Origin of the sequence: Streptomyces sp. NBC_00258, assembly GCF_036182465.1 — a bacterium.
Classification (GTDB): Bacteria; Actinomycetota; Actinomycetes; order Streptomycetales; family Streptomycetaceae; genus Streptomyces.
Genome location: NZ_CP108081.1, coordinates 5,229,953 through 5,247,848, shown reverse-complemented (window position 1 = coordinate 5,247,848; position 17,896 = coordinate 5,229,953). Strand labels below are relative to the sequence as shown.

Here is a 17,896-nt window from a genome sequence, read left to right as displayed (position 1 = left end):
TGGCAGTCCCCGCGCCGCCGGCGGCGATAACTCCAGCCTCGCGTTTCGTGCCTTCTGGGCGAATTTACGCTGATTTTTCAGTGACCCCGCGCACTATCCGTCACTGGTTGTGCATGCAAACCAGGTCCCGGGGCAGGTGCACTCGGCCCACGAGAGTGACACGCGTGTGACACAGGGGCACGGAACAGGAACGGAAGGCAACACCGATCATGTCGGGACACCAGGCGCAGCAGACGATTCACGTGGGCGGAGAGTGGCGTGCGGCCGCCTCAGGGGCCACGCGCGACATTCTCGACCCGGCGGACGCCAAGACGTTCGCCGTGGTCGCCGAAGGCGGAGTGCCGGACACGGACGCCGCCGTCGAGGCCGCCCGGCGCGCCTTCGACCACGGAGAGTGGCCACACACACCCGTCACCGAGCGGGCCGCGCTCCTGCGCCGCGTCGCCGACCTCCTCGTACGCGACCGCGAACAGCTCGGGCTCCTGGAGAGCCGGGACGCCGGCAAGACCCTGGAGGAGGGGCGCGTCGACATCGACTGTGTCGCCGACGCCTTCCGGTACTTCGCCGATCTCGTCGTCGGAGAGGGCGGCGGACGGGTCGTCGACGCCGGGTCGGACGACATCCACAGCGTCGTCGTGCACGAACCCGTCGGCGTCTGCGCGATGATCACGCCCTGGAACTATCCGCTGCTGCAGGCGAGTTGGAAGGTCGCCCCCGCCCTCGCGGCCGGGAACACGTTCGTCGTCAAGCCGAGCGAGATCACTCCGCTGACCACGGTCGCCCTCATCGAGCTGCTGGTCGAGGCCGGACTGCCCGAGGGCGTCGCCAACATCGTCACCGGTCCCGGCCACAGCGTCGGCGCCCGGCTCGCCGAGCACCCGGACGTCGACCTCGTGTCCTTCACCGGCGGGCTCGTCAGCGGTACGAAGGTCGCGCAGGCCGCCGCCGTCACCGTCAAGAAGGTCGCCCTCGAACTCGGCGGCAAGAACCCCAACGTCGTCTTCGCCGACGCCTGCGCCACGGAGGAGGGGTTCGACACCGCCGTCGACCAGGCCCTCAACGCCGCCTTCATCCACAGCGGGCAGGTGTGCTCCGCCGGTTCCCGGCTCATCATCGAGGAGTCCGTGCGCGAGCGCTTCGTCGCCGAACTGGCTCGCCGGGCCGAGCGGATCCGGCTCGGACGCGGCACCGAGGGCGGCGTCGAGTGCGGACCGCTCGTCTCCGCCGAACAGCGCGAGAAGACCGAGTCGTACGTCGCCGCGGCCCTCGCGGAGGGCGCGGTGCTGCGAGCCGGCGGCGCCCGCCCCGAGCCGTCCGCCGAGCGGCCCGCCACCGGCTACTTCTACGAGCCGACCGTCCTCGACCAGTGCCACCGCGACATGCGGGTCGTCCGGGAAGAGGTGTTCGGCCCCGTCCTGACCGTCGAGACCTTCCGTACGGAGGACGAGGCCGTCGCGCTCGCCAACGACACGGAGTACGGGCTCGCGGGCGGCGTCTGGACCGCCGACGCGGGGCGCGCCCGGCGCGTCGCCGGCCGGCTGCGGCACGGCACCGTCTGGATCAACGACTTCCACCCCTACCTCCCCCAGGCGGAGTGGGGCGGCTTCGGCAAGAGCGGTGTGGGGCGCGAACTCGGCCCCGCGGGGCTCGCCGAGTACCGCGAGACCAAGCACGTCTACCAGAACCTCGCGCCGAAGCCCGTCCGGTGGTTCGCGGGCTGACCCCCGGCCCGTCCGTGGGCCGGCACCCGGCCCCGACCACCTTCGACTCCCCACCGCACAAGGCACCTTGGAGCGCCACGCCATGCCCGAAGAACAGAACACGTACGACTACGTCGTCATAGGCGGCGGCACCGCGGGATCCGTCATCGCCTCCCGGCTCACCGAGAACCCGGACGTCACCGTCGCCGTCATCGAGGGCGGCCCGAGCGATGTCGGCCGCGACGACGTCCTGACCCTGCGGCGCTGGATGGGACTGCTCGGCGGGGAGCTGGACTACGACTACCCGACGACCGAGCAGCCGCGCGGCAACTCTCACATCCGGCACAGCCGCGCCCGTGTCCTCGGCGGATGCTCCTCGCACAACACGCTCATCGCGTTCAAGCCGCTGCCGTCCGACTGGGACGAGTGGGAGGCGGCGGGCGCCAAGGGCTGGGGCGCGGTGCCGATGGAGGCGTACTTCCCGCGGCTGCGCAACAACATCGTGCCGGTCGACGAGAAGGACCGGAACGCCATCGCCCGCGACTTCGTCGACGCCGCGCAGTCGGCGCTCGAAGTGCCGCGCGTGGAGGGCTTCAACAAGCAGCCGTTCACCGAGGGCGTCGGCTTCTTCGACCTCGCGTACCACCCGGAGAACAACAAGCGGTCGAGCGCCTCGGTCGCCTACCTGCACCCGTTCATGGACGAGCGCCCCAACCTCCACATCCTCCTGGAGACCTGGGCGTACAGGCTGGAGCTCGACGGGACGCGCGCCCGCGGTGTGCACGTACGCACCAGGGACGGCGAGGAAGTCCTCGTGAAGGCCAGGAACGAGGTGCTGCTCTGCGCCGGCGCCGTCGACTCGCCGCGGCTGCTCATGCACTCCGGCATCGGGCCGCGCCAGGACCTCGAAGCGCTCGGCATCCCCGTCGTCCACGATCTGCCGGGCGTCGGTGAGAACCTGCTCGACCACCCCGAGTCCGTCATCGTCTGGGAGACGGACGGGCCGATCCCCGAGAACTCCGCGATGGACTCCGACGCGGGTCTGTTCGTGCGGCGCGACCCCGAACACGCGGGCCCGGACCTGATGTTCCACTTCTACCAGGTCCCCTTCACGGACAACCCGGAGCGCATCGGCTACGAACGCCCCGCGCACGGCGTCTCGATGACCCCGAACATCCCCAAGCCGCGCAGCCGCGGCCGCCTGTACCTGACGAGCGCCGACCCGGCCGAGAAGCCCGCCCTCGACTTCCGCTACTTCACGGACGAGGACGACTACGACGGCCGCACCCTCGTCGACGGCATCAAGATCGCCCGCGAGATCGCCAGGTCCGAGCCGCTCGCGCACTGGCTCAAGCGCGAGGTGTGCCCGGGTCCGGACGTCACGGACGACGAGGAGCTCAGCGCGTACGCCCGGTCGGTGGCGCACACCGTGTACCACCCGGCGGGCACCTGCCGCATGGGCGCCTCCGACGACCAACTGGCCGTCGTGGACCCAGAGTTGCGCATCCGTGGCCTCGACGGCATCCGGATCGCCGACGCGTCGGTCTTCCCGACGATGCCCGCCGTGAACCCGATGATCGGGGTGCTCATGGTCGGCGAGAAGTGTGTGGACCTGCTGGGAGGCGGTGCGTGATGAGTACGTCAACCGATGTTCAGGACAGTGCTGTTGAGCCCACGGGTGGCAGGCGCACGGGTGCCGGGCACGCCGGTGCCGATCCCGTCTTCGCCGTCGAGGGCCTGTGGAAGGTCTTCGGCCCCAAGGCCGAACGCGTCCCCGCCGACCCCGAGCTCACGGCCCTCACCCCGGCCGAACTCCGGTCCCGTACCGGCTGCACGGCCGCCGTCCGGGACGTGAGCTTCGACGTGCGCAAGGGCGAGGTCTTCGTCGTCATGGGCCTGTCCGGCTCGGGCAAGTCCACCCTCGTACGCTGTCTGACCCGGCTCATCGAGCCGACGGCCGGCTCGATCGTCATCGACGGCGAGGACGTCCGCGCCATGGACAAGGCCCGGCTGCGCGAACTGCGCCGCCACCGCGCCGCGATGGTCTTCCAGCACTTCGGCCTCCTGCCCCACCGGACCGTGCTCGACAACGTCGCGTACGGGCTCGAAGTCCAGGGCGTCGGCAAGCGCGAGCGCCGCGAGAAGGCGCAGGAAGTCGTCACCAAGGTCGGCCTCGAAGGCATGGAGCAGCGGCGGCCCGGCCAGCTCTCCGGCGGTCAGCAGCAGCGCGTCGGACTGGCGCGGGCGCTGGCCGTGGACCCCGAGGTCCTGCTGTTCGACGAGCCGTTCAGCGCACTCGACCCGCTGATCCGGCGCGACATGCAGGAGGAGGTCGTCCGGCTCCACCACGAGGAGGGCCGCACGATGGTCTTCATCACCCACGACCTCAACGAGGCCCTGCGCCTGGGCGACCGCATCGCCCTCATGCGCGACGGCCGCGTCGTCCAGCTCGGCACGCCCGAGGAGATCGTGGGCTCGCCCGCCGACGACTACGTACGCGAGTTCGTACGTGACGTGCCGCGCGAGCAGGTCATGACGGTACGGCGGGCCATGCGGGCCGCGTCCGCGCAGGAGGCGGGCGAGGGTCCGGCCCTCGCGCCCCAGGCCACGGTCTCCGAGGCCATCGAGGCGGTCGCGCGCACCGGCCAGACCGCCCGCGTCGTCGACCAGGGGCGCTGCCTCGGGGTCGTCGACTCGGACGCGCTGCTGGGAGTGGTGGCGGGGACCGGCGGGCAGTTCGCCGACTCGGCCACCGATACCGATGCCGATGCCGAAACCGATGCGGCTGCTGGTTCGGGCGCTGGTTCAGGTGCCGCGTCGGCCGAGTCCGCTCCTGACAAGGGTGACGGAACGGCCGAGCCCGCTCGCGAGGGGGTGGCCTGATGGCCACGATCACCGCGGCCGCCCCCCGGAGCGGTCTTCCCGGCTTCCTCAAGCACCCCGCCGCCGGCAAGCTCCTGCTGCTCGCCGTCGCGGCGGCGGTCCTCGTCCCGCTGGCCAACGCACGCTGGGCCAGCGGCAGTTGGCCGCACGCCCTCACCGTCGACCTCACCGAACCCCTCGGCAAGGCCAGCGACTGGGTCATCGACAACCGCGACAGCCACCCGCTGTTCCTCTACTTCTTCGGGTACATCTCCAACGCGGTCGTCCTCTCCGTACGCGCCGTCTACCTCGTCCTGCTCGCCGCCGGCTGGGCGGGCGTCACGGCCGCGGCGGCACTGGTCGCCTGGCGGGTCGCGGGGGTACGGCTGGCGCTCGGCACGGGCGCCGCGTTCCTGGCCTGCGGGCTGCTCGGCATGTGGATCCCCACCATGCAGACGCTCGCGCTCATGGTGGTCGCGGTCCTCGCGTCCGTCGTGCTCGGCGTGCTCCTCGGCCTCGCGGCCGGGCTCTCCGACCGCGTCTACCGAGGGCTGCGCCCCGTACTCGACACCATGCAGGTGTTCCCGGCCTACGCGTACCTCCTGCCGGTCGTCCTCGTCTTCGGCATGGGTGTCCCGGCCGCGGTGCTCGCCACCGTCGTGTACGCCGCGCCGCCCATGGCCCGCCTCACCGCGCTCGGCCTGCGCGGCGCCGACGCAGGGGTGATGGAGGCCGTCGAGTCCGTGGGCACCACGGCCCGGCAGCGGCTCCTCACGGCCCGCCTGCCGCTCGCCCGCAAGGAACTCCTCCTCGGCCTCAACCAGACGATCATGATGGCCCTCTCCATGGCCGTCATCGCGTCCGTCATCGGCGCGGCCGGCCTCGGTGACCGCGTCTACCAGGCGCTCGCCTCGGTCGACGTGGGCGCGGCGCTCGCCGCCGGCATCCCGATCGTGCTGCTCGCGGTCGTCCTCGACCGGGTGACCGGCGCGGCGGGCGCGGCGGACGGAGGGCTCGAAGAGCCCAGGTCCCGCTGGACCGGTTGGGCCTACGCGGCCGTCGCCGCCCTGGCCGTCGCGGTCGCCGGACGCCTGACCGACCGCCTCGACTGGCCCGAGGCCTGGCTCGTGAACATCGCCGAGCCCGTCAACCGGGCCGTCGACTGGATGACGGACCACCTCTACTCCGGCGTCCCCTACGTGGGCGGCACCGCCGACTGGGCGGGCCACTTCACCACCTGGGTCCTGGACCCGATGCGGGACGGCCTGCAGTGGCTGCCCTGGTGGTCGGTCCTGCTGATCGTCGCCGCGCTCGCCTGGCTGATCGGCACCTGGCGCACCGCGCTCACCGCCGTCCTCGCGATGGCCGCGATCGGTGTGCTCGGCGTGTGGGGGCCGTCCCTCGACACGCTGTCGCAGGTACTCGCGGCCGTGACGGTCACCCTGGTGCTGGGCTTCGCGACCGGCATCGCGGCGGCCAGGAGCGAGCGCTGCGAACGCGTGCTGCGCCCCTTCCTGGACGTCTTCCAGACGATGCCGCAGTTCGTGTACCTCATCCCCGTCGTCGCGCTCTTCGGCGTGGGCCGCGCCCCGGCGGTCGCCGCCGCGGTCGTCTACGCCCTGCCCGCCGTCGTCCGCATCACCACGCAGGGCCTGCGCCAGGTCGACCCGGCGGCCATGGAGTCCTCGCGCTCGATGGGCGCCACGGGCTGGCAGCAACTGCGCCAGGTCCAGCTGCCGTTGGCCCGTCCCGCACTGCTGCTCGCGCTCAACCAGGGCGTCGTCCTCGTCCTCGCCGTCGTCATCATCGGCGGCCTGGTCGGCGGTGGCGCACTCGGCTACGACGTCGTGTTCGGGCTCGCCCAGGGCGACCTCGCCACGGGTCTGGTGGCCGGCGCGGCGATCGTCTGCCTCGGCCTGATGCTCGACCGGGTGACCCAGCCGACGGACCGCCGTACGAAGAAGGGAGCCTGAGATGCGTACGCGTATACGTCGTGCGACCGGTACGACTGGTGGCACGCGCATGACGGGCGCTCTGGCCGCCGGCTGCTCCCTGCTGGTGCTGACGACGGCCGGCTGCGGAGCCGCCGACATGACCAAGCAGGCCTCGCCCTTCGCCAACGCGCAGGGGGCGAAGACTGTGACCCTGTCGGTGCAGTCGTGGGTCGGCGCACAGGCCAACGTGGCCGTCGCGCAGTACCTGCTGGAGCACGAACTGGGCTATCGCGTCGACACCGTCCAGGTCGACGAGGTCCCCGCGTGGGACGCGCTCAGCCAGGGCCGGGTCGACGCGATCCTGGAGGACTGGGGCCACCCCGAGCAGGAACAGCGATACGTCAAGGACAAGAAGACGATCGTGAACGGCGGCGGCCTCGGCGTCACCGGGCACATCGGCTGGTTCGTGCCGACGTACTTCGCCAAGCAGCACCCCGACGTGACCAACTGGAAGAACCTGAACAAGTACGCCGACCAGCTCCGCACCCCCGAGAGCGGCGGCAAGGGGCAGTTGCTCGACGGCTCGCCCTCCTACGTCACGAACGACAAGGCGCTGGTGAAGAACCTGGACCTCGACCTCCAGGTGGTGTTCGCCGGTTCGGAGGCGGCCCAGATCACCCAGATGCGCCAGTTCGCCAAGGAGAAGAAGCCCTTCCTCACGTACTGGTACTCACCTCAGTGGCTCTTCAAGAAGGTCCCCATGACGGAGGTGAAGCTGCCCGCCTACAAGGAGGGCTGTGATGCCGACCCGGAGAAGGTCGCCTGCGCCTATCCGCACACCCCGCTGCAGAAGTACCTGAACACGGACTTCGCGAAGAGCGGCGGCAAGGCGGCGGCCTTCCTGAAGAAGTTCAAGTGGACGACCGAGGACCAGAACGAGGTCTCCCTGATGATCGCCGACCAGAAGCTGACGCCCGAGGAGGCGGCGCGGAAGTGGGCCAAGAGCCATGAGTCCACGTGGAAGGCGTGGCTGGCCAAGTAGCCCTCCCTGTACGGGTGCCGGGTGTCTCCCTGACGAGGGCACCCGGCGCTCCCGTATGCGGTGCTGCTGTTTGTACGGCTACGGCTACTTGTACGGCTACGGCTACTTGTACGGCTACTGGTGACGGCTACTTGTACTGCCCGGCCGTGTAGTGGCCTGCCACCAGACGGCAGGTCACGCCGAAGCGGTTCCAGGCGTTGATCACCGTGATGGCGGCGATCAGCTGGGTCAGCTCGGCCTCGTCGAAGTGGCGGGCGGCGGCCTCGTACACCTCGTCCGGCACGAAGCCGTCCGTCAGGACCGTCACGGCCTCGGTGAGCGCGAGCGCCGCGAGCTCCTTCTCCGTGTAGAAGTGCCGTGACTCCTCCCACGCGCTGAGCTGGACGATCCGCTCGACGCTCTCGCCCGCCGCGAACGCGTCCTTCGTGTGCATGTCGAGGCAGAACGCGCAGTGGTTGAGCTGCGACGCGCGGATCTTCACCAGCTCCAGCAAGACCGGGTCGACGCCCTTCCGGGCGGCCGCGTCCAGCCTGACCATGGCCTTGTAGACCTCGGGGGCGAACTCGGTCCACTGGAGTCGGGGGGCGTGCTCGCGGGCGAGCGGGGTGCCCTGCGGGATGTCGGCGGCGGTGTCTGTCGTGGTGTCGGTGGCGGTCTTGGCCGCGGTGCCGGTGGCGGTGGTGTTCGTCGTCATGATCATGAGCCTACGTCCGGATTAGCCCAGGAGTATGGTCCATTTCCATGGTGAAATCCTGGGCCACTTTCGGAGTGGATCTGCATCTCGACGTGACGCGCACCGGCTCCGGCCTGCGCAGAGGCCTGACGGACGCGCTGCGGGCCGCGGTGCGCGGCGGACGGCTCGCACCCGGGACCCGGCTGCCGTCGTCGCGCTCCCTCGCGGCCGATCTGGGCATCGCGCGCAACACCGTCGCCGACGCGTACGCCGACCTCGTGGCCGAGGGCTGGCTCACCGCCCGCCAGGGCTCCGGCACCCGGGTTGCCGAGCGGGCGGTGGTGGCACCGGCCTCCGCCCAGCCCCGGCCGCGTACGCCCGGCGGCCCGGCGTACGACCTCGTCCCCGGCACCCCCGACCTCGCCTCCTTCCCGCGTGCCGAGTGGCTCAAGGCGTCGCGCCGAGCCCTCGCCGCGGCCCCGTACGACGCTCTCGGATACGGGGACCCGCGCGGCCGCGTCGAACTGCGCACCGCGCTCGCGGGCTACCTCGCCCGGGCCCGCGGTGTACGCGCCGACCCCGAGCGCATCCTCATCTGCTCCGGGTTCGCGCACGGCCTGATGCTGCTCGGCGCGGTGCTGCGACAGCGGGGCGCGGGGGCACTGGCGATGGAGTCGTACGGGCTCGACGTGCACTGGAATCTGGTGGAGCGGGCCGGACTGCGGTCGGTGACCCTGCCGTTCGACGAACTGGGCACGCGCACGGAGGAGTTGACCGGGGGAGGTCTTGGCGGGAGCGGGGACGGAAGTGGGGGCGGGCGCGGGAGCCGGAGCGGGACCGGGAGCGGCAAGGGGAGCGGCGGCGGGACGGGGAGCCGGGGCGGGAGCGGGCGCAAGGGTGGGTCCGGTGGTGTGGGGGCGGTGCTGCTGACTCCCGCCCACCAGTTCCCCATGGGCGTGCCCCTGCATCCCGACCGCCGTGCCGCCGTCGTCGACTGGGCGCGGCGGACGGGCGGGCTGATCCTGGAGGACGACTACGACGGGGAGTTCCGTTACGACCGGCAGCCCGTGGGCGCGCTCCAGGGCCTCGACCCGGACCACGTGGTGTATTTCGGCACCGCCAGCAAGTCCCTGGCCCCCGGCCTGCGACTCGGCTGGCTGGTCCTGCCGCCGGACCTGGCGCCCGAGGTCACGGCGGCGAAGGGCGGCGCGGACTGGTCGTGCGGCGTCCTGGACCAGCTGACCCTGGCGGAGTTCATCACGTCGGGCGCGTACGACCGCCATGTGCGCGCCTCCCGCCTCCGTTACCGCCGTCGCCGTGACCACCTCGTCTCGGCCCTGGCCGCCCACGCCCCGTCGGTGACGGCCACCGGCATCGCGGCCGGCTTCCATGCGGTACTCCAACTCCCGCCCGGCACCGAGCAGTCGGTCGTCCGCTCGGCGGTCTGGCAGGGCCTGGCGGTCCACGGCCTGACCCGCTACCGCCACCCGTCCGCCACGGCCCCACCCCTGGACGCGCTGGTCGTGGGGTACGGGACCCCTACGGACAGCGGATGGCCAGGAGCACTGGAGGCACTGGTCAGGGCGCTGCCTTAGCTTGGCCGGCCGGCCGGCGGGCTGAGGGCTGAGGGCTGGCGGGCTGGGGGGCCGGGGCCGGGGTCTGTGGCCGGCGTGTGGCTGGGGTGCCTGGGAATGGCCGGGCGGCTCGGCAGTCGTGGGGCGCGAACCGGCCTCCGCCGCGCCCGTCACCCGCCGCGCCCGTCACCCGCTACGCCCGTCACCCGCCGCGCCCCGCCCCACCCGCGGAGCCCTACGGCGCAACCGACTCCGACTCGTCCACCTCCACCGGCGCCTCCCCGAAGCGGGCGAGCGCCAGCGCCCCGGCCACCGCCACGGCGAAACCGAGGACGGCCAGCCAGGCCAGTCCCTCCCGCGTACTGTCGCCCAGCCACACCACACCCACCACCGCGGGCCCGATGGTCTCGCCGATGACCAGCCCCGCGGTGGCCGTAGTGACCGAGCCCCTCTGGAGCGCCGACGTGAGAAGCAGGAACGCCGCGCCTCCGCCCAGCAGCAGGGCGTACGTCGCCGGGTTGGTGAAGAGCGCCGAGGGAGTGAGGCCGTCGATGAGCCGCACCGACACCTCGACCACCCCGAACCCGAACCCGGCACCCAGTCCGAGCGCGAGCGCCCGCCCCCGATCGGGCAGCCGTCCGGCCAGCGCGCCGAGGAGCAGCACGACCACGGCCGTGCCGAGCATCGCGTACTTGAGCGCGGTCGACCCGGCCTGATCCCCCTCCTCCCCGGACGCGAGCCCGAGCATCGCGAGCCCCGCGCACACCACCCCGACCGCGCCCCATTCGAGCCCGCTCAGCCGCACATGGAGCAGCCATGCCGCGACCACCGCCGTCACCGCGAGGCTCGCGGCGAGCGCCGCCCCCACCGTGTAGATCGGGAGCGACCGCAGGGCCGCGATCTGCAGGACGAACCCGACCCCGTCGAGCGCGAGCCCGGCGATGTACCGCCACTCGCGCAGGGCCCGCAGCAGCAAGGCGGCGTCCACACCGGACGAGCCGGAGTCGTCCGCCGCCGGTGCGGCCGCCCGCGCGGCAATCGCCTGCAACACCGTCGCCGTCCCGAAGCACAACGCCGCGCCAAGGGCACACACCATTCCAAAGAGCACAAAGCGACTCTAGGGGAGGGAGAGTTCGGGAGAGCCGTTTGTACAACCCGCTCACCTGATCTTTGCCCTGTCCGGGGCCGGACGAGCGAACCCGGCCCTGGACGAGCCCGCCGGACGGGCCCGACGGAGGAGAGAACATGGCGGACCAGCGCAGAAAACTGCGTTCGAGCACGGTCGTCCTCGGCGGAGTGGGCATCCTCGCCGCGGCCCTCACCTCGTGCGGTTCCGACCCCGACCGCCGCTGCGTGGACCGCGACAGCTACGAGTACGACGGCTACAAGATCGTCGCCGACAAGAACCGACAAGCCGGGCTCCACCCACGGCACCGGGCTGGGCGCCCCCGGTCCGGCGAGGTGCGAGGCCGGTCACACACCCAGTACGCCCCGCAGTTGCGCGAGCCCCCAGTCCAGGTCCTCCTTACTGATCACCAGCGGCGGCGCGATCCGGATCGTGGACCCATGGGTGTCCTTGACCAGCACACCCCGGTCCATCAGCTTCTCGGAGATCTCCCGGCCCGTGCCGTACACCGGGTCGATGTCGATCCCCGCCCAGAGTCCGCGACCCCGCACCCGAGTGATCCGGCCCGAACCGGCCAACTGCCCCAGCTCCCGGTGCAGATGCTCGCCCAGCTCGGTGGCCCGCCGCTGGTACTCGCCCGACCGCAGCATCGCGATCACCTCCAGCGCCACCGCACAGGCCAGCGGATTCCCGCCGAACGTCGACCCGTGCTCACCCGGCCGGAACACCCCGAGCACCTCGCTCGACGACACCACCGCCGACACCGGCACGACCCCGCCCCCGAGCGCCTTGCCCAGCACGTACATGTCCGGCACGACCCCCTCGTGCTCACACGCGAAGGTCCGTCCCGTCCGCCCGAGGCCCGACTGGATCTCGTCCGCCACGAACAGCACGTTCCGCTCACGCGTCAGCTCCCGTACGCCCGCGAGATAACCGGCCGGCGGCACCAGCACCCCCGCCTCGCCCTGAATGGGCTCCAGCAGCACGGCCACCGTGTTCTCCGTGACCGCCGCGCGCATCGCCGTCAGATCCCCGTACGGCACGATCTCGAAGCCCGGCGTGTACGGACCGAAGTCCGCCCGGGCCTCGGAATCCGTGGAGAAGCTGATGATCGTCGTCGTACGCCCGTGGAAGTTGTTGCCCGCCACGACGACCTTCGCCATCCCGTCGGGCACGCCCTTGACCCGGTACCCCCACTTTCGGGCGGTCTTCACGGCCGACTCGACAGCCTCCGCGCCCGTGTTCATCGGCAGCACCATCTCCATGCCGCACAACTCGGCCAGCCGCGTGCAGAACTCGGCGAACCGGTCGTGGTGGAACGCCCGCGACGTCAACGTCACCCGCTCCAACTGCGCCTTCGCCGCCTCGATCAGCCGCCTGTTGCCGTGACCGAAATTCAGCGCCGAATACCCGGCCAGCAGATCCAGATAACGGCGCCCCTCGACGTCCGTCATCCAGGCCCCGTCCGCCGTCGCCACGACGACCGGAAGCGGGTGGTAGGTGGGCGCGCTGTGGGCTTCGGCCGAGGCGATCAGTTCTTCGGTAGTGCTCACGGGGTCTCCGTTTCCGGCCGCACAAGGGCTCGTGACCTGCTTCTTTTCCCGCTGCTGTTCCCGAGCTCCGGCCCGGCTCCCTTCCGGCCGTCCGACTGCATGTGGCCCCTTTCCTATCGTCGCTCGCATGGTGGACGGCGGACCCCGACGGTCCGGCGCGCCCGGTACGCTGATCCACGGGCCGTGACTGGCGCGCTGGGATGGGACCGACCATCGGGGAGCGGCCCAAGAACTGTGTGCCGTGCGCCTGGGCCGAACCGTGAACGCCGAACGCCACGTCCGGAGGCCGTCATGTCAGAGCCCCTCTCCAACGAATCCACCGCCTTCCGCAGCGCCCTCGAAGTGATCCGCGCCGTCGAGCCCCGCGTCGCCGACGCCATCGGACAGGAAGTCGCCGACCAGCGCGAGATGCTCAAGCTGATCGCCTCCGAGAACTACGCCTCCCCGGCCACCCTGCTGGCGATGGGCAACTGGTTCAGCGACAAGTACGCCGAAGGCACCGTCGGCCGCCGCTTCTACGCCGGCTGCCGCAACGTGGACACCGTCGAGGCCCTCGCCGCCGAGCACGCCCGCGAACTCTTCGGCGCGGAGCACGCCTACGCCCAGCCGCACTCCGGCATCGACGCCAACCTCGTCGCCTTCTGGGCCGTCCTCGCCGCCCGCGTCGAGGCCCCGGCCCTCCAGAAGGCCGGCGTCCGCAACGTCAACGACCTCTCCGACGCCGACTGGGCCGAACTGCGCCAGGCCTTCGGCAACCAGCGCATGCTCGGCATGTCCCTGGACGCCGGCGGCCACCTCACCCACGGCTTCCGCCCGAACATCTCAGGCAAGATGTTCGACCAGCGCTCCTACGGCACCGACCCCGCCACCGGCCTCATCGACTACGAGGCCCTGCGCACCTCCGCCCGTGAGTTCAAGCCCCTGATCATCGTCGCCGGCTACTCCGCCTACCCCCGTCTCGTGAACTTCCGGATCATGCGGGAGATCGCCGACGAGGTCGGCGCCACGCTCATGGTCGACATGGCGCACTTCGCCGGTCTCGTCGCCGGCAAGGTCCTCACCGGTGACTTCGACCCGGTTCCGCACGCCCAGATCGTCACCACGACCACCCACAAGTCGCTGCGCGGCCCGCGCGGCGGCATGGTCCTGTGCGACTCCTCCCTCGCCGACCAGGTCGACCGCGGCTGCCCGATGGTCCTCGGCGGCCCCCTCCCGCACGTCATGGCCGCCAAGGCGGTCGCGCTCGCCGAGGCCCGCCGTCCCGAGTTCCGCGACTACGCCCAGGCCGTCGTCGACAACGCCCGTGCCCTCGCCGAGGGCCTGATGCGACGCGGCGCCACGCTGGTCACCGGCGGCACCGACAACCACCTCAACCTCATCGACGTCGCCTCCTCCTACGGCCTCACCGGCCGCCAGGCCGAGACCGCCCTGCTCGACTCGGGCATCGTCACCAACCGCAACGCCATCCCCGCCGACCCCAACGGCGCCTGGTACACCTCCGGCATCCGCATCGGCACCCCGGCGCTGACCACCCGTGGCCTCGGCGCCACCGAGATGGACGAGATCGCCGGTCTCATCGACCGCGTCCTCGCCACCACGGAGCCCGGCACCACCGCCAAGGGCGCCCCTTCCAAGGCCCAGCACGTCCTGGACCCGAAGATCGCCGACGAGATCTCCCACCGGGCGACCGACCTCCTGGCCGGCTTCCCGCTCTACCCGGAGATCGACCTCGGCTGAGACCGCGGGCACGGTCGCGGGCGAGGCGGAGGGAGCGGGTGCCGAGACCGAGAACCGACACCCGGTCTCGGCCGGAGCCGCTCCGCGAGCCGAACCAGCGGCTTCGTAGGCCGGCCCACAAGGCGCCTCACAAGCCGACTCACAAGTCGATCAACTCCTGTCGTGACTCCCGCGGCGGCCCCGGCTCACGCCCGGCCGCCGCGCGGCGTATCAGCAGGGTGCCGCCGGAGCCGAGGGCCAGGCCCGCCGCGAGTCCGGCTGTCGCCCACCCCGGGCCGCCTGCGGGATCGGCCGCACCGCCCGTCACGGATCCCGGGCCGAACAGCTCCTTCCCCTCCAACTCGTCGTAGACCGACCGTGGTGCCCGATGCCAGCGGATGTCGTCGTCGTTCACGTCGACCGCCGGGTCGCTCCGTATCCAGGGCGTGCCGTCGTCCGCGAGGAACACCTGGTCCTGGCGCCCCATATAGATGTCGCCCCCGGGCGCACTGTCCGTATCGGGCCAGCCGCCCACGCCGGTCGTCCCCCAGATCACGGTGGCCCGCACGGCAGGGAAGCGGCCCTCCAGCCAGTCCTGCGGGACCTTCTCCGTATCCGCGGCCGAGGGCCCCAACAGCCGCCAGAGCCGCGCGAAGTACGGATCCCCGGAACGCACGCTCGTCGTCCGCCCGTTGCCCTCACCCGCCATGACCACCGCCAGGTTCGGAACGTCGGGGTCCGGAGCCGAGGCCGCGGACGCCACAGCCGCGTGAGCCCTTGGCGCCCCGAGCCCGGCGAGAGCCACGATGACAAGCGCGGCCATGACGCACACGACTCCGGCAGACACCCCGCCGCCGAGCCGCCCGCCCGGACCCGCACCTGCCCGCCCACCCCGAAGGCGACGGGCCACACCCCTGCTTCGGGTAAGCGTGCCTTGGGTCCGTATGCCCCGGGTACGCGTGCCCCGGGTCCGTATGCCGCGGGTCCCCGTGCCCCAGATCTGCGCGCCGCGGAACCACGTGCCACAGGCCGTCCTCGCTCTTCGGTACGGCACGCCGAAGACCCCCCCCACGCGTCCGACCCCCACCTTCATGAGCCCTGCCTCACTGCTGCTCCCCCTCAGACATCCCTAGACATCCCTCAGCTCCTGCCGAGGACCCGCCTCCCGAACCCGCCGACGGCTCAACTGCCGCACTCCCGGCAACCGTCCGACGAACGGCCGCAGCCCCAGGGCCAGCACAGCCCCGGTAACCAGCCCAGGTATCGCCCACCACCAGTCGGTGTCGTCGCCCGCCGCCACGGCGGCCGTAGCCGTGCCGGACTGCTTCGTGGGCTCGGACTCGGGCGCGGTGGCGGCATCCTCCGCCGTCTCCCAGGGCGCCGGATAGATCGCCCCGGCGGCCTCGCCGGACGATTCGCCCAGCACGCCGAGCTTCTTCAACAGCGCGCGCACCGCGGCCGGTTGCGCGGCCCTGTGCCAGTAGCCGTTCGTGGACTCCGGAACGTTGGCCGCCGTGTGTATCCAGACGTCCTTGGTGCGCGGTGTCTCCGGATAGACGCGGTCGACCCGCCAGGGCGAGACGTCATGGATCATCCAGGTGACGTTGATCTGCCGACCGCTGCCCACGCCCAGCCCGGGCGGCTCGTCGCGGGTGCCCCTGTCCGGCGCTCCGAGGAGGCGCTGCAACTCCCCGTACTCCGCCTTCGAGTTGTAGAGCGCCGCGCTCTGTCCGCTCTCCGGCGAGACCACCAGCACGCTCGTCGGACCGCCGGCCGCCGCGGTGGGCGCGCTCAGCACCACGAGGCCGAGCGCCATCGCCCATCCCGAGAGCACCGCCCAACCCCGACTCCCCGTCACTCGTGCACGAACCTTGCGCATCCCGACACCCCCAATCGGTCCCGGTGCGGTCCGCCCGCACCCGTGTGTCACTTCTGGTACACCGCTCGACCCGCCGGGGTTCCCACTCGACACCGACCAGAATTTCGAGAAACCTGAACCGCCCCGGCCTGCTCCGCCCCGCATTGGCCCGGCCCGTCCCGCATCGCCCCGCCCGGCCAACAGGCTCGCTAGTCCAGCGACTTCGCGATCTCCACCGCCCGCGCCCTCGACGCCACACCCTCCAGCCGGAGCGTCATGTCGCCCCCGTGCGTCCACAGCAGCGTGGGTCCCGCGGTCCGCTTGGAGCGGGTGAACTCACCGTCCCCGTCCATCAGCCAGAGGCGCAGGAGATGCGGTTCGGGAAACCACAGCGCCGTGCGCTCGACGAAGTCCGCGTCCTCGCCCAGCGGCACATACTCCGGCTGCTCGCGCACGAACTTGGTGAAGCCGGGACTCAGCATCGCCGGATACTCGTCCAGCCGGACCGTGCGCCCCTGCTCTCGCCAGCACAGGGTGATCAGGAACCGTCCCTTCGGCTCGCGGGTCACCGTCACCGCCTCCGGGGTCCCCAGGGCAGGGGGCGCGAGGGGCGCGAAACCCGCCCGCCGCTCGGCCTCGGCGAGGGTGAGCGACGGGCCGCCGCAGCCGGGCACCTCGGCCCCCGGCGAAGGCGTCGCCGACGGGTCGTACCGCACCTCAACCCCGCCGAAGTCGAACCAGTCGACGACCGCGGCGCGCACCGGAGGCGTGAGCACGAGGACCGTCAGCAGACCGCACAGCCCCGCGGTCAGCGCGCGCCGACGCGCCCGGGCCCAGCGGCGCACCGCCCTCAGACGCTCCGCGGGGCCCGGTGGCTCGGCCACGGGGACCGGCACGTGCTCGGCGAGTATCTGCTCCAGCACCCGCTCGACCATCGACTCACCGCCCGCCGCCCCGGGCCGGTCCAGCGACCGCCCGAGCGCCCGCAGCTCCTCGGGCAACCGGGAGACACCCTGCCCGCGCCCATCGCCCTGCCCCTGGCCCGGCCCATGCCCACGCCCGTCGCCGCCCCAATACTGGCCCTCACCGCGGCCCCGGTCACCGGAGGACCCCGTGCCCCCCGCCTCGTACGACTCGTGAGAGTCACCCATGCTCATCACCTCCTCCCCGCGTCCTCTGACCTCTCAGGCCGTCCAGGCCCGCCGCATCCGTGCCGTCCGCCGCATCCTCCGAATCCCCCGAACCCTCCCGCGGCTCGAAGTCCGGCAGCAGTCTGCCGAGCTTCCGCAGGGCGCGGTTGAGCCGGGATTTCACCGTCCCCCGCGGCCAGCCCAGGGCCTGGGCGGTCTCCGACTCGTCCATCTCCAGCAGATAGCGGTAGGTGACGACCAGGCGGTGGTCCTCGCCCAGTCCTTCCAGGGCGGTCAGCAGGGCCGTCCGGCGCTCGCCCTCCAGGGCCGCGGCTGCCGGATCCGCCGATTCCGGTATCAGCGGCTCGGCCTCGACGAGGGCGGCCTCACGGCCGGCCAGCGTCCGCTGGCGCACCGCCGTCCGCACTGTGTTCCTCGTCTCATTGGCGACGATCGAGAGCAGCCATGGCTTGAATGCCGCGCCGTCCCGAAAGCGCCCCAAGGAGCAGTAGGCCTTGAAGAAGGCCTGCTGCACCACGTCCTCCGCGTCCGCACCCGCCCCCAGTGCCGCGGCCGCCCGGAGCGCGAGGCCCGTATGGGCACGCACCAGCTCCGCATACGCCTCCGGCTCTCCGGCGCGCACGCGTGCGATCACCGCGGCCTCATCGACGATGCGGCCCCCCTCCCGCGTCCTCACGCTCTTGTTACACCGCCGGAGGCAGATCGGT

Annotated in this window: 14 protein-coding genes and 1 riboswitch; of the genes, 7 read left to right on the top strand and 7 right to left on the bottom strand. The window is 71.9% G+C overall.

Annotation, left to right across the window (positions count from 1 at the left end; genetic code table 11):
• Positions 1-209: 209 nt before the first annotated feature.
• The 5 genes from OG718_RS23285 (at position 210) to OG718_RS23265 (ending at position 7,538) form a co-directional block, all read left to right on the top strand.
• Positions 210-1,721 (top strand): aldehyde dehydrogenase family protein, encoded by a 1,512-nt coding sequence (locus tag OG718_RS23285; protein WP_143639225.1) that lies wholly within the window; start codon positions 210-212, stop codon positions 1,719-1,721.
• A gap of 82 nt (positions 1,722-1,803) precedes the next feature.
• Positions 1,804-3,333, top strand: coding sequence for a GMC family oxidoreductase (locus tag OG718_RS23280; RefSeq protein WP_328845074.1), 1,530 nt, complete (start codon positions 1,804-1,806; stop codon positions 3,331-3,333).
• Complete coding sequence (locus tag OG718_RS23275) at positions 3,333-4,583, top strand: quaternary amine ABC transporter ATP-binding protein (RefSeq protein WP_328845073.1); 1,251 nt, start codon at positions 3,333-3,335, stop codon at positions 4,581-4,583. The genes OG718_RS23280 and OG718_RS23275 overlap by 1 nt, the downstream gene beginning before the upstream one ends.
• Positions 4,583-6,535 (top strand): ABC transporter permease, encoded by a 1,953-nt coding sequence (locus OG718_RS23270; protein ID WP_328845072.1) that lies wholly within the window; start codon positions 4,583-4,585, stop codon positions 6,533-6,535. The genes OG718_RS23275 and OG718_RS23270 overlap by 1 nt, the downstream gene beginning before the upstream one ends.
• A gap of 49 nt (positions 6,536-6,584) precedes the next feature.
• Positions 6,585-7,538, top strand: coding sequence for an ABC transporter substrate-binding protein (locus OG718_RS23265; protein ID WP_143639361.1), 954 nt, complete (start codon positions 6,585-6,587; stop codon positions 7,536-7,538).
• A 127-nt stretch (positions 7,539-7,665) separates the two neighbouring features.
• Here OG718_RS23265 and OG718_RS23260 read toward each other — a convergent pair whose 3' ends face one another.
• A complete protein-coding gene (locus OG718_RS23260) occupies positions 7,666-8,232 on the bottom strand; it encodes a carboxymuconolactone decarboxylase family protein (protein ID WP_328845071.1) in 567 nt (188 codons plus the stop codon).
• A 47-nt stretch (positions 8,233-8,279) separates the two neighbouring features.
• Here OG718_RS23260 and OG718_RS23255 point away from each other — a divergent pair, with 47 nt between their 5' ends.
• Positions 8,280-9,806 carry an aminotransferase-like domain-containing protein gene (locus OG718_RS23255; RefSeq protein WP_328845070.1) on the top strand — a complete coding sequence of 509 codons (1,527 nt, stop codon included), beginning with the start codon at positions 8,280-8,282 and terminating at the stop codon, positions 9,804-9,806.
• Positions 9,807-10,020: 214 nt separating this feature from the next.
• Here OG718_RS23255 and OG718_RS23250 read toward each other — a convergent pair whose 3' ends face one another.
• Positions 10,021-10,881, bottom strand: a complete 861-nt coding sequence (locus OG718_RS23250; protein ID WP_328845069.1) for a hypothetical protein — start codon at positions 10,879-10,881, stop codon at positions 10,021-10,023.
• Between the two features lie 377 nt (positions 10,882-11,258).
• A complete protein-coding gene (gene rocD, locus OG718_RS23245) occupies positions 11,259-12,464 on the bottom strand; it encodes an ornithine--oxo-acid transaminase (RefSeq protein ID WP_328845068.1) in 1,206 nt (401 codons plus the stop codon).
• A 173-nt stretch (positions 12,465-12,637) separates the two neighbouring features.
• Positions 12,638-12,724, top strand: a riboswitch (ZMP/ZTP riboswitch).
• A gap of 31 nt (positions 12,725-12,755) precedes the next feature.
• Here rocD and OG718_RS23240 point away from each other — a divergent pair.
• Positions 12,756-14,201 carry a glycine hydroxymethyltransferase gene (locus OG718_RS23240; RefSeq protein ID WP_143639237.1) on the top strand — a complete coding sequence of 482 codons (1,446 nt, stop codon included), beginning with the start codon at positions 12,756-12,758 and terminating at the stop codon, positions 14,199-14,201.
• A 139-nt stretch (positions 14,202-14,340) separates the two neighbouring features.
• On the opposite strand, the gene OG718_RS23235 is transcribed toward OG718_RS23240, so the two are convergent.
• The 4 genes from OG718_RS23235 to OG718_RS23220 all read right to left on the bottom strand — a co-directional run bounded on the left by OG718_RS23235 (position 14,341) and on the right by OG718_RS23220 (position 17,865).
• Positions 14,341-15,003: a hypothetical protein gene (locus tag OG718_RS23235; protein WP_328845067.1), complete on the bottom strand. Its 663-nt coding sequence runs from the start codon at positions 15,001-15,003 to the stop codon at positions 14,341-14,343.
• 306 nt (positions 15,004-15,309) lie between these two features.
• Positions 15,310-15,996, bottom strand: coding sequence for a hypothetical protein (locus tag OG718_RS23230; protein ID WP_143639239.1), 687 nt, complete (start codon positions 15,994-15,996; stop codon positions 15,310-15,312).
• A 251-nt stretch (positions 15,997-16,247) separates the two neighbouring features.
• Positions 16,248-17,189, bottom strand: a complete 942-nt coding sequence (locus tag OG718_RS23225; RefSeq protein ID WP_398937930.1) for a hypothetical protein — start codon at positions 17,187-17,189, stop codon at positions 16,248-16,250.
• Complete coding sequence (locus OG718_RS23220) at positions 17,182-17,865, bottom strand: RNA polymerase sigma factor (protein WP_143639241.1); 684 nt, start codon at positions 17,863-17,865, stop codon at positions 17,182-17,184. Before OG718_RS23220 ends, OG718_RS23225 begins: the two co-directional genes overlap by 8 nt.
• Positions 17,866-17,896: the final 31 nt, after the last annotated feature.